We start from the raw sequence: 12,195 nt of genomic DNA, 5'->3' as shown, positions 1-12,195 counted from the left end.
CTAACTCATGACTGGATACGGCAGCCTTTTCGAACGCCTGGGTGGCGACGCGGACAAACGCGTCGGCTGGAGCCGCGAGGTTTCCGCCATGGCGTCGGTGGCTGCCCATCTGGCCAAGATGCTCAGCACCCGTGCGGGCAGCGTGCAAACGCTGTCCGATTACGGGCTACCCGATCTCAACGACATGCGCCTGAGCCTGCATGACTCCCTGAGTCAGGCCCGCCTGGCCATCGAACGCTTCATCGAAGCCTACGAGCCACGCCTCACCAACGTGCGTGTCGTTTCCCTGCCGCGAGACAACGATCAACTCAGGCTGACCTTCAGCATCGAAGGCCTGCTGGAAGTTGAAGGTTTCAAGCGTCAGGTCAGTTTTGCCGCGCGCCTGGATGGCAGCGGTCAAGTCAAGGTCAATTAAGGAGACGACGATGTCCGGTAAACCCGCAGCCCGAGTCGGTGACCCAACCGCTTGCCCGCTCCCCGGCCACAGCACCAACCCGATCGCCGCCGGTTCCGGCGACGTATTCTTCGACAGCCTCGTGGCCGCCCGCGAAGGCGATGCCTCCGCGTGTGGTGGTGCGATGGTCGGCGGGTTGGCGAGTACCGTTTTGATCAACGGCAAACCGGCGGCGACCGTGGACTCTGTTGGTACTCATGGCAACAAGGTTACGGCTGGGTCTTCGACGGTGATTATCGGGAACTCGCATACGCCGGCACCGTTTATTCCGCCATTGCCGGTGGAGATTCAGTGGCCGTTTAACGAGCATTTTGTGATCAATTGTCAGGACACCGGGAAGCCTTTGGCTGGCGTGGAGTACACGCTGAAAACCGCCTCAGGAAAGATCGTCAATGGCGTCACAGACAAGGATGGAAAGACTCAGCGCGTCTTCTCCGTAACAGCGGAAGCCGTTGAGTTGGTGATTGAGCAACAAACGAAGGTCGCGATTGCGTAAGCACCGCATTGATGCCCAGGTAGTCGGCATGCCTAAGGTATGTCGGAATTATTTTCCAAGGATGTTGAGATGACGAACACTGCAGTGACTGCAAACATGACTCCGGCGAGTAACAAGGCTGGCCAGTGTGCGATTGCTAAGCGCAAATTCGGTATCTCAGACATCCCGGCAGCTATGGACAAGATGAAATGGCCGACATCTGCCGCACTGATGCGTCGATGGTTCAATGGCAACCCTTGGCCTACCCCGGACGGTGGCATGGATGAGGTTACCAAGAATCATGGTAAGGAAATTCCCCAAGAGTACGTCGACGACTCGATAGTCAAGATGAGCTGGCTGTTAACTTTTGAGCGCGTAAAAAAAGACTATGACTATTTAAAGTCAATGTGGAATAGCCCAAATGGGCAGAAGCAGATACGCGCAGCGGTACTTAAGAAGTTCAAAGATCAGCCCGATGGTAAGTATCCAGTGGCATTTGGTAGTGCGCGCGAAGCTGAGAATTTTGGCTACAGTAATACTGTGTCGGTCACGATGGGGCAGTGGAGGATTGACGTACTCGACGATTTAAGAGGGGCGCTCGCTAACTTTAATTTAAGAGCTATATCAGAAGGTGACGTTATTGTTGTCTCAAAAAAAATTGAGTTTCAGGTTAAGAGGCTTGGTTTTTATGTTGAAGATAGCTATGACTTTGGGGATGGCTCTGATTTCATTAGTCGGCCGCTCGGCTTCTGGAACTTTGATGGCACCGTAATTCCACCTGAAGCCGTTGCGCGCAATATGAGTATCAATTCCAACCAAACAGCAATGATGGAAACGGGAGCGTTGAACCCAGCTGACGTGGCAGAGGTGTTCAAGGAGTTGGAGGGAACTCGTTTCTATTTGATTCAAAATAGTGATTTTGTGGAGTATCGGCAATGCCATGGCAAGGGTGGAGACTTCCGGGTGCTGTCTGATATTAAGTACGAGACCATTGCGCCAACCACTATTGTGATATCGAGCTGATCATGCGTTTAAAAATGATTTGCTTTGCTATTTTTGTATTTTTACTTTCAGCTGGGGTAGCTCCCTACATTTTCGTAGATGGGCTCTCCCAGCGTTCACCTGACGTAGTCAAGATAAGTGCCACGCGCCAGTATGTCGTAGAGAGGGTTCCGCTTCGGCTGTTTCCCTTCGATGAAAATTTGGCGTTTCTGCGGGTGACCGATTTGAATGAGCCAAGGAAAATATACCGAAGCCCGTTGTTTGAAATTGAAGAAGCAGATATGAGAAAAACCTTCGATTCGGGCCGGATCGGAACATCTTTTCTCGAGTTTAGTATAGAAAGGAAGTCTTTTATTTTTCACTCTGAATACCTGAGGGATTACTGGCTAAATCGCTTCGTCGCTAACGCTCCGTATAGTGTTGAATCGATTGTTGAGAGTGGTAAATAAGTTATGTTTGTAAATGGTGATGTTTTTGCAAAGCACAAGAGTGCAATGTTTCGCGGCGCCATGGTGCTGGTTGTTCTGGTTGCTCTGCTAGTTGTTGTTGTTAATAAGATTTGCAACTTTCCAGCGAATGTTACAAGTATCGACACTTCCGGGCGCTACATTTTACAGAATGTACCGGTTGGTGGGATTTTGGGCTTGGGGGGGATGGCGTACCTTAGGGTTATTGATAGAGAACGCCCAGAAAAAGCGTATCGGACGCCGCTCTATTCGACCCAGTTGCTGGATATGCGCTTATTTGAAGACGATAAGTCTGTCGGTGTCTATTGGTTGTACTTCAACAAAAAAGAAGAAACTTTTGATATTGCTATGCCTCAGTGGGAATGGCATTGGTTAGACATTTTTATCAGTAACACGCCCTACGTCCACATGGAAGACTGACGAACATGCTTGTGAGCGGTGAAATGGAAGGCTACCTGGCCGTTGTAGTCGACAGCAATTTGTTTGGCGCTCTGGCATTGCTGTGTCTTGTGCTGATTCTGACCGGACTTCGTCGTGGATTCCGAGAGTCTCTGCTGCATCGCGCGCTGACGTTTGTGGTGCTGATGACCATTGTTGTGATGGAACTCGCCGGTTCTTATTACGCGAATGTGAATCCGGCATGAGCAAATACGTCCGCCTGTACCTATGCCTGTTTTTCCACGCCATGGGCTGTGTTGCCTACGCGTTCCTGAATGACGCGGTAGTAAGCGCCTATAAGGCTTTTAATGGTGGCTTCACCACGCGTGGTGTTGCTATCGGAATGGCGAGCTACGCGCTTTTTTATATTTTTCTGGCCGTCAATCTGATGATCGCATTGATGCCAAATCTCGTGGCCAAGCTCCTGCTGCTGAGCGTGATGGTCGGTTTCATCCTGTTTTGGATGCTGCCTGAAAATCCGCTAAGAGCGCTGTTTTATGGCGTGGCTCAGGGTTGTGTCACGTTGCTGGCGATTTTGGCGACGGAAGTCATTGAGTTGCGTTGGATACAGAGGGCTTTCATTCGCCGCGTCGGGCAGAGCCCATCCACAGGTGACTGCCAGTGATCAGTTGCGGTGGCGTAGGTCCGACAGTTGCGTTCTACAGGACGGTTTTTTCATGAGATTCAACACCAGGAAGGTAACCCTCCGTGTCCTTTAACCACTACTACCAAAGCGAACTCACCGCACTTCGCCAGTTGGGTCGTCGATTCGCCGAGCGTAGCCCGGCGTTGGCACCTTTCCTCGGCCAGGCCGGGCGTGACCCAGACGTGGAGCGGTTGCTGGAGGGTTTTGCGTTCCTCACTGGCCGCCTGCGCCAGAAGCTCGATGACGAGTTGCCGGAGCTCAGCCATTCGCTGATGCACCTGCTGTGGCCGAACTACATGCGGCCGTTGCCGGCGTTCAGTATTTTGCAGTTCGACCCGTTGAAGCGTTCCGGGCCGGCGTTGCAGGTGGAGCGTGATACGCCGATCGAGAGCGTGCCGATTGATGACGTGCGTTGCCGGTTTCGCACCTGCTACCCGACGGAAGTCCTGCCGCTGGACCTGACCGCGCTGACGTACTCGGTGAAGGGCGACGGTTCGCTGTTGAGCCTGCGCCTGGAGATGAGTTGCGACGGGCATATCGGTGAGCTGGACCTGAGTCGTTTGCGCCTGCACCTGGCTGGCGAACGTTACATCAGCCAGATGCTTTACCTCAGTCTGCTGCGCAATCTGGAAGGCATCGAACTGATTCCGCTGGACGCGGCCGGCAAGCCGCTCAATGGCGCTAACGGCACGCCGATGGCGTTCAAGATGCCCGGCGACCGTGTGCAGCCGGTGGGTTTTGCCGAAGAAGAAGCGTTGATCCCGTATCCGCTGAACACCTTCCGTGGCTATCGCTACCTGCAGGAATACTTCGCCTTCCAGGACAAGTTCCTGTTCGTCGATTTGAACGGTCTGGATCTGCTCAAGTCTCTGCCCGAAGACACCCTCAAGCAGATGCGCGGTCTGGAGCTGCGCTTCGACATTCGCAAGAGCGGCATCCAGCGTCTGCGCCCGACCCTGGACAACGTGAAGCTCTACTGCACGCCCATCGTCAACCTGTTCAAGCACGATGCCTTGCCGATTCGCCTCGATGGCAAACGGGACGAATACCTGCTGCTGCCGGCCGAGTACGACCTGGAAAACTGCGGGGTGTTTTCGGTTGAAGGTGTCACGGGCTGGAAGCCCGGCGGTCTGGGGTATCAGGAATACGTGCCGTTCGAATCGTTCGAGCACGACCCGAGTTTCGACGTGCCGCAAAGCCGTCCGCATTACAGCATTCGCCAGCGTACCTCGTTGCTGCACGACGGCCTCGACACCTACCTGAGCTTTGGTATTCGCCACACCGAAGCCCATGAAACCCTGTCGATCGAGCTGATCTGCACCAACCAGAACCTGCCGCGCCGGCTCAAGCTCGGCGACATCTGCATGGCCTGCGAAGAGACCCCGGAGTTCCTCAGTTTCCGCAATATCACCCCGGCCACCTCAAGCTTCGCGCCGCCGCTGAGCCACGACTTTCTGTGGAAGCTGATCAGCAACATGTCGCTCAACTACCTGTCGCTGGCCAATGTCGACGCGCTCAAGGTGATTCTCGAAACCTACGACTTGCCGCGCTACTACGACCAGCACTCGGAGAAGGTCAGCAAACGCCTGCTGGGCGGACTCAAGTCGATCAAGCATCAGCACGTCGACCGGTTGCACCGAGGATTGCCGCTGCGTGGGTTGCGCACCGAGCTGACCATCGACCCGGAAGGCTATATCGGCGAAGGCGACCTGTTCGTCTTCGCTTCGGTTCTTAACGAGTTTTTCGCGCTTTACGCCAGTCTCAATTCGTACCACGAGCTGCGGGTAAAAAGCACACAGGGAGAGGTGTACCAATGGACACCACGTATGGGCCTTCAGCCCCTGCTTTAAGCGGGCTGACCCGAGGAATACGCGAGTACTCGCTGTTTCAGGCCGTGCTGCTGGTCGTCGATCGGCTGCGCGAGGCCCACCCGTACCTGAGCGAAGAGGACCTCTACGACCAGCTGGAATTCCAGGCCAACCCGAGCCTGGGTTTCCCTGGCAGCGATGTCGATCGCGTGGAGTTTTTCCGCGAGCACGGGCAACTGCGCGCGCGCCTGCGTTTCAACCTGATCGGCCTGGTCGGTTCCGGTTCGCCGTTGCCGGCGTTCTACGGTGAACAAGCGCTGGGCGACAGCGAAGACGGCAACCCGACACGGCATTTCCTCGACCTGTTCCACCATCGCCTGCAACGGCTGATGCTGCCGATCTGGCGCAAGTACCGCTACCGCGCCAGCTTCCAGAGCGGCGCCCTGGACCCGTTTTCCTCGCAGCTGTTTGCGCTGATCGGCCTGGGTGGCGAAGACATTCGCAAGGCTCAGGAACTGAACTGGAAACGCCTGCTGCCGTACCTCGGCCTGTTGAGTTTGCGGGCGCACTCGGCAGCGTTGATCGAAGCGGTGCTGCGTTACTACTTCAAGCACGCCGAACTGACCATCGAGCAGTGCATCGAGCGCCGCGTCGAAATCCTCGATGAACAGCGCAACCGCCTGGGCCGCGCCAACAGCGCGCTCGGTGAAGACCTGGTGCTGGGCGAGAGCGTGCGCGACCGCAGCGGCAAGTTCCGGATTCACATCCGCGAGCTCGACTGGCAACGCTTTCACGAATTCCTGCCGATCGGTTTCGGCTACCAGCCGCTGTGCGCGCTGGTGCGGTTCACCCTGCGTGACCCGCTCGATTACGACATTCGCCTGGTTTTGCGCCAGGAAGAAATCCGCGAACTGCGCATCGGTGAGCAGAACGCCTGTCGCCTGGGGTGGACCAGTTGGCTGGGCCGCGAACGCGCGGACGGCGTGGTGACCCTGGGTAGCAAAATTCATTAAGGACGTGACCAATGATCAACGTAGACCTGCAACAACTTATCCAGGCGCTGGACGCCGAAACCCGTCGTGACCTGGAAAGTTCGGCCGAACGCTGTGTGGCCCGTGGCGGCAGCAAGATCCTCGTCGAAGACCTGTTGCTGGGCCTGCTGGAGCGCCCGCAAGGCCTGCTCGCACGCGCGCTGCAAGACGCCGAAGTCGACGCTGGCGAACTCAGCGCCGCGCTGCAATCGCGGGTCGAGCACAGCGCCTCGCGCAACCCGGTGTTCGCCCCGGAACTGGTGCAGTGGCTGCAAGATGCGTTGCTGGTGGCCAACCTCGAACTGGGTCAGAGCCAGGTCGAACAGGCCGCGTTGATCCTCGCCTTGCTGCGCAATCCGATGCGCTATGCCGGCAGCCGTTACCAGCCGCTGCTGGCGAAACTGAACATTGATCGCCTGAAGGATTTTGCCCTGTCGCAGAAGGAACAACCGGCGACTGGTAAACCAGCCGTGCCGGGTGAATCCCTGCTGCAACGTTTTACCCACAACCTGACCCAGCAAGCCCGCGACGGCAAGCTCGACCCGGTGCTGTGCCGTGATGGCGCGATTCGGCAGATGGTCGACATCCTTGCGCGCCGCCGCAAGAACAACCCGATTGTGGTCGGTGAAGCCGGCGTCGGTAAAACCGCGATCGTCGAAGGCCTGGCCTCGCGCATTGCGGCCGGTGAAGTACCGCAAGTGCTCAAGGGCGTTGAACTGCTGTCGCTGGACATGGGCCTGCTGCAAGCTGGCGCCAGCGTCAAAGGTGAGTTCGAACGTCGCCTCAAAGGCGTGATCGACGAAGTCAAAGCCTCGCCGAAACCGATCATTCTGTTCATCGACGAAGCCCACACCCTGATCGGTGCGGGCGGCAATGCCGGTGGTTCGGATGCGGCCAACCTGCTCAAACCGGCCTTGGCCCGTGGCGAGTTGCGCACCATCGCCGCCACCACCTGGGCCGAGTACAAAAAATACTTCGAGAAAGACCCGGCCCTGGCCCGTCGTTTCCAGCCGGTGCAGTTGCACGAACCGACCGTCAGCGAAGCGGTGACCATCCTCCGCGGTCTGGCTCAGGTGTATGAGAAGAGCCACGGTATCTACCTGCGCGATGACGCGGTGGTCGCGGCGGCGGAATTGTCGGCGCGTTACCTGGCCGGTCGGCAGCTGCCGGACAAAGCCGTCGACGTACTCGACACCGCGTGCGCCCGCGTGCGCATCAGCCTCGCCGCCGCCCCGGAAAGCCTCGAGCGTTTGCGTGGCGAACTGGCCGAAGGCGGGCGTCAACGTCAGGCCCTGCGCCGCGACGCCGAAGCCGGTTTGCTGATCGACCACGAAGCGCTCGACGCTCTGGAAGATCGCCTGGACGCCGCCGAAGACGAAATGGTCGCCCTGGAAACGCTCTGGACCGAGCAAAAAGAACTGGCCGAGCGTTTGCTGGAGCTGCGTCAGCAACTGGCCAAGGCCCGTGAAGCCGCTGCCGTCGAGCCGACCGTCACGGTTGAAGAGGACGCCGAAGGCACGGTGATCGAAACCCTCGAGGCGAGCGTGGACCAAGCGCAAAGCGTCGAATCCCTGGAAGCTGCGCTGAACGAAACCCACCGCGCCCTGACCGATGCTCAGGTCAAAGAGCGCCTGGTGAGTTTCGAGGTGTGCCCGCGTCTGGTGGCTGAAGTGATCAGCGCCTGGACCGGCGTGCCGTTGGCGCAACTGGCCCGTGAGCACAACGCCAAGGTCGCGAGCTTCGCCACCGACCTGCGCACCCGGATTCGCGGTCAGGAACAAGCCGTCCATGCACTGGACCGCTCGATGCGCGCCACCGCGGCCGGCCTGAACAAACCCGATGCGCCGGTGGGCGTGTTCCTGCTGGTCGGCCCGAGCGGCGTCGGCAAGACCGAAACCGCGCTGGCGCTGGCCGACTTGCTGTACGGCGGTGATCGTTTCATCACCACCATCAACATGTCCGAGTTCCAGGAGAAGCACACCGTCTCGCGCCTGATCGGTGCACCACCGGGCTATGTCGGTTACGGCGAAGGCGGCATGCTCACCGAAGCCGTGCGGCAGAAGCCGTACTCCGTGGTACTGCTCGACGAAGTCGAAAAGGCCGACCCGGACGTGCTCAACCTGTTCTACCAAATCTTCGACAAAGGTGTGGCCAACGATGGGGAAGGGCGTGAAATCGACTTCCGCAACACGCTGATCCTGATGACCTCGAACCTGGGCAGCGACCGCATCAGCGAACTCTGCGAAAACGGTGCGCGGCCAACCGCCGAAGTCCTTGAAGAAACCATTCGCCCGGTGCTCAGCAAGCATTTCAAACCAGCGTTGCTGGCGCGGATGCGCGTAGTCCCGTACTACCCGGTCGGCGGCCCGGTGCTGCGCGAGCTGATCGAAATCAAACTAGGCCGTCTGGGCGAACGCCTGAACCGTCGTCAGCTGGATTTCACTTACTGCCAGAACCTCGTCGATCACCTGGCCGAGCGTTGCACCCAAAGCGACAGCGGCGCGCGCCTGATCGACCACTTGCTCGACCTGCACGTGCTGCCGTTGGTAGCGGATCGTCTGCTCGACGCGATGGCCACTGGTGAAAGCCTCAAGCGCGTTCACGCAACGCTCGACGGTGACTCCAGCGTGACCTGCGAGTTCGCCTGAGGTGAGTGTGATGTTCACTCGAGTGCCGCAGCCGCTGGTCTATGCCGAAGCCTTGCTGGCGAAGTTCGCCAGCTTGTCGTGTGCGGCTGACGGCGCGGCGCTGCTGGGTGACTTCGTGCGCGCGGTCGCCGAGCTCAGTGGTTGTGAGTTGAGTCAGCTGTACCTGCTCGATGCTACCCACACCAGCCTCGGGCTGAACGCCGAGTGTTTGCAGGGCATCCTGCAGCCACGGGAAACCGAGAGCCTGCCGGCCGACTACAACGGTGAGCAACTGCTGCAATTCTCGCTGTGCCAGAACCGCGTGCTCAGCCTCACCGGGCTCAGTGGCAGCCTGCACGAGACCAGTTTCCTGCCGGAGCAGGCCGTGCCGTGGCAGTCATTGCTGTGCGTGCCGCTGGTCAACCCGCAAAAATCGGTGGTCGGCCTGCTGCTGTGCGCCAGCTGCGAACAGGTCGAATTGCAGGGCTTTGCCGATTCGCTCGGGCAACTGGGTTCGTTCGTGCTCGGGCAATTGCACCTGCTGCAACGCCTGCGCCGGCCGGTGGGCGATGTGTCGCCGATGCCCAGCAGCGTTCCGAGTGCCAGCGGTTATGGCTTGATCGGCAAAAGCTCGGCGATGCGCCAGACCTACCAACTGATCAGCAAGGTGCTGCACAGCCCGTACACCGTGCTGCTGCGCGGCGAAACCGGCACCGGCAAGGAAGTGGTGGCGCGGGCCATCCACGATTGCGGGCCGCGCCGTTCCCAGGCGTTCATCGTGCAGAACTGTGCGGCGTTCCCCGAGAACCTGCTGGAAAGCGAACTGTTCGGCTACCGCAAAGGCGCCTTCACCGGCGCCGACCGTGACCGCGCCGGGCTGTTCGATGCGGCCAACGGCGGGACCTTGTTGCTGGACGAAATCGGCGACATGCCGCTGTCCCTGCAAGCCAAGCTATTGCGGGTCTTGCAGGAAGGCGAAATTCGTCCGCTGGGCTCCAACGACACCCACAAGATCGACGTGCGCATCATCGCCGCGACTCACCGCGACCTGGCGGTGCTGGTCAGCGAAGGCAAGTTCCGCGAAGACCTGTACTACCGCCTCGCGCAGTTCCCGATTGAGCTGCCGGCCTTGCGTCAGCGCGAAGGCGACATCCTCGACCTGGCCCGGCACTTTGCCGACAAGGCTTGCGCCTTTCTGCAACGCGATGCGGTGCGTTGGTCCGACGCGGCGCTCGATCATCTGTCGAGTTATGCCTTTCCCGGCAACGTTCGTGAGCTCAAAGGCCTGGTCGAGCGCGCCGTGTTGCTCTGCGAAGGCGGCGAGTTGCTGGCCGAACATTTCTCGCTGCGCATCGAGGCCGCGCCGCAGGAATGCAGCCTGAACCTGCGTGAACGCCTGGAGCAGGTGGAGCGCAGTCTGTTGCTCGATTGCCTGCGTAAAAACGACGGCAACCAGACCCTCGCAGCCCGCGAACTCGGCCTGCCACGGCGCACGCTGCTGTACCGCCTCGGGCGGCTGAACATCAACTTGGGTGATTTCGATGGTTAACCCTCAAACCTGGCACTCAAAAATTGTGGCTGGGGTGCTCACTGTGGCTAAGAGGCTTCCTGTGGCAATGGAGCTTTCTGTGGCGAGGGGGCTTGTCGGAACGCCGCATCGCCCCGTTCGGCTGCGCAGCAGTCGCAATCCAGTCAACGCGGTATGCCGGAATAAACGCGGCAGCCGGTTTTGGGGCCGCTTCGCGACCCAACGGGGGCAAGCCCCCTCGCCACAGGTGATCGGCTCGAGGCCTCAGGCCAGAGCCCTGACACCCACCCCTTTTGCTTCTGTCAGCGCCGTCCTCAAGGGTCGGCGCTTTGTGCATTGTTTAGCCCTGGAGACCCTCTGATGTCTGTTCGTCACTGGCAAGCCGTCCTGTTGACCCTCGTCGTTCTATGCGGCCTCGGGGGCTGTAGCGGCAATTACAAATTCAACGACAACACCTATCGCCCTCTGGGTGATCCGCAGGCGGTCAATCGCGGCAAGTGACCGCAAGGAGCGACATCATGGAACTGGTTTTCGAAATGCTGAACACCAAGCAGTTCGTGCCCACGGATTTGTGCCAAAAGACCTTCAAGCAGGCTGGTGGCGTGATCGGACGGGGCGAGGATTGCGACTGGATCATTCCGGACCGCAAGCGTCACCTGTCCAACCATCACGCCTTGATCAGCTACCGCGACGGCACGTTTTTCCTGACCGATACCAGCAGCAACGGTATTCAGGCCAGCGAGAGCGGCGCGCGTCTGCGCAAGGGTGAAGCGCAGCGCATCGAACACGGCAGCGTCTACGTGCTGGGGGATTTTGAAATCCGTGCGCGGCTGGTACGCGACCCGGCCACCTTCGATACCGAAGTCGGCCGTCCGCAAGCCGCCGGCAGCATCATTCCGGACGATGCGTTTCTCGACCTTGATCCGCTCATGGCGCTCGATCAACAGGAACGGGTCTACTCGGAAATCGACGAATTGAGCGCCCTCAATGCGCCGCGTCAGGAGCCGCGCCAGCGTGCCGACTACGCGCGCATCGACATGGAAAGCCTGCTGGTGCCGGAACTGGTGGCCGCGCCTGTCGCGCCAGAACCTGCGCCGGCACCCAAAGCGGTCGAGCGTCAAAGCGAAGGCTTCTGGGAGCATTTCGGTGATGCGCTGGGCGTCGACCTCAAAGGCCTCGATCACGACAGCCGCGAAGCCCTGGCGATCAACGCCGCGCGTTTGCTCAAGCAAAGCGTTGGCGGTTTGCAGCAAAGCCTGCGCACCCGCTCGGAGCTGAAAAACGAACTGCGTCTGGCGCAGACCACGGTTCAAGGCAGCGGCAAAAACCCGCTGAAATTTGCCGTCGATGCCAGCGAAGCGCTGGGCATTCTGTTGCAGGGCGACAAGCCCGGCCAGTTGCCGGCCGGGCAGGCGATCTCGCGGGCGTTCCGTGATTTGCAAGCGCACCAGGTGGCCTTGCTCACCGCCAGCCGTGCGGCGGTACGCGGCACCCTCGAACACTTCTCGCCACAGCAACTGACTCTGCGTTTCGAGCGCGACGGCAACAAGCCGCTGCTCGCCACCTCGGGCAGCCGCTGGAGAGCCTACGGCCGTTATCACCAGGCGCTGCGTCAGGACGATGACTGGAGCGAACGCCTGCTGGCGCGTGACTTCGCCCAGGCCTACGAAGAACAGATTCGCCTGATTTCCACCTTACACACCGACCACCAAGGATGAT

Annotated in this window: 13 protein-coding genes; all 13 read left to right on the top strand. The window is 59.4% G+C overall.

Features of this window, described 5'->3' with window-relative positions; all coding sequences use genetic code 11:
- Window positions 1-7 precede the first annotated feature (7 nt).
- The 13 genes from tssE (at window position 8) to tagH (ending at window position 12,194) form a co-directional block, all read left to right on the top strand.
- Window positions 8-415 (top strand): type VI secretion system baseplate subunit TssE, encoded by a 408-nt coding sequence (gene tssE / locus BK658_RS03865; RefSeq protein ID WP_054594682.1) that lies wholly within the window; start codon window positions 8-10, stop codon window positions 413-415.
- A gap of 10 nt (window positions 416-425) precedes the next feature.
- Entirely contained in the window at window positions 426-950 is a 525-nt protein-coding gene (locus BK658_RS03860; RefSeq protein WP_123581128.1) for a PAAR domain-containing protein, read from the top strand.
- A 69-nt stretch (window positions 951-1,019) separates the two neighbouring features.
- Window positions 1,020-1,952, top strand: coding sequence for a DUF6402 family protein (locus tag BK658_RS03855; protein WP_123581127.1), 933 nt, complete (start codon window positions 1,020-1,022; stop codon window positions 1,950-1,952).
- Window positions 1,953-1,954: 2 nt separating this feature from the next.
- A complete protein-coding gene (locus BK658_RS03850; protein WP_123581126.1) occupies window positions 1,955-2,380 on the top strand; it encodes a hypothetical protein in 426 nt (141 codons plus the stop codon).
- Between the two features lie 3 nt (window positions 2,381-2,383).
- Window positions 2,384-2,818, top strand: coding sequence for a hypothetical protein (locus tag BK658_RS03845; RefSeq protein WP_148049700.1), 435 nt, complete (start codon window positions 2,384-2,386; stop codon window positions 2,816-2,818).
- Between the two features lie 23 nt (window positions 2,819-2,841).
- Window positions 2,842-3,042, top strand: coding sequence for a hypothetical protein (locus tag BK658_RS03840; RefSeq protein ID WP_185019770.1), 201 nt, complete (start codon window positions 2,842-2,844; stop codon window positions 3,040-3,042).
- Window positions 3,039-3,461: a hypothetical protein gene (locus BK658_RS03835; RefSeq protein WP_123581123.1), complete on the top strand. Its 423-nt coding sequence runs from the start codon at window positions 3,039-3,041 to the stop codon at window positions 3,459-3,461. The genes BK658_RS03840 and BK658_RS03835 overlap by 4 nt, the downstream gene beginning before the upstream one ends.
- Window positions 3,462-3,544: 83 nt before the next feature.
- Window positions 3,545-5,332 carry a type VI secretion system baseplate subunit TssF gene (gene tssF / locus BK658_RS03830; protein ID WP_123581122.1) on the top strand — a complete coding sequence of 596 codons (1,788 nt, stop codon included), beginning with the start codon at window positions 3,545-3,547 and terminating at the stop codon, window positions 5,330-5,332.
- Complete coding sequence (gene tssG / locus BK658_RS03825) at window positions 5,296-6,303, top strand: type VI secretion system baseplate subunit TssG (protein ID WP_123581121.1); 1,008 nt, start codon at window positions 5,296-5,298, stop codon at window positions 6,301-6,303. The genes tssF and tssG overlap by 37 nt, the downstream gene beginning before the upstream one ends.
- Window positions 6,304-6,314: 11 nt before the next feature.
- Window positions 6,315-8,969: a type VI secretion system ATPase TssH gene (gene tssH / locus BK658_RS03820; RefSeq protein ID WP_123581120.1), complete on the top strand. Its 2,655-nt coding sequence runs from the start codon at window positions 6,315-6,317 to the stop codon at window positions 8,967-8,969.
- A gap of 10 nt (window positions 8,970-8,979) precedes the next feature.
- Window positions 8,980-10,497, top strand: a complete 1,518-nt coding sequence (locus BK658_RS03815; protein ID WP_123581119.1) for a sigma-54 interaction domain-containing protein — start codon at window positions 8,980-8,982, stop codon at window positions 10,495-10,497.
- 339 nt (window positions 10,498-10,836) lie between these two features.
- Window positions 10,837-10,977 (top strand): hypothetical protein, encoded by a 141-nt coding sequence (locus BK658_RS03805; protein WP_008030659.1) that lies wholly within the window; start codon window positions 10,837-10,839, stop codon window positions 10,975-10,977.
- Between the two features lie 17 nt (window positions 10,978-10,994).
- Window positions 10,995-12,194, top strand: a complete 1,200-nt coding sequence (gene tagH / locus BK658_RS03800; RefSeq protein WP_123581117.1) for a type VI secretion system-associated FHA domain protein TagH — start codon at window positions 10,995-10,997, stop codon at window positions 12,192-12,194.
- The last annotated feature ends 1 nt before the right edge of the window (window position 12,195 follow it).

Origin of the sequence: Pseudomonas brassicacearum (genome assembly GCF_003732175.1) — a bacterium.
In the GTDB taxonomy this organism is placed as follows: domain Bacteria; phylum Pseudomonadota; class Gammaproteobacteria; order Pseudomonadales; family Pseudomonadaceae; genus Aquipseudomonas; species Aquipseudomonas brassicacearum_G.
Note: the sequence above shows the minus strand (reverse complement) of the source record. Positions and strands in the feature narration are given on the sequence as shown.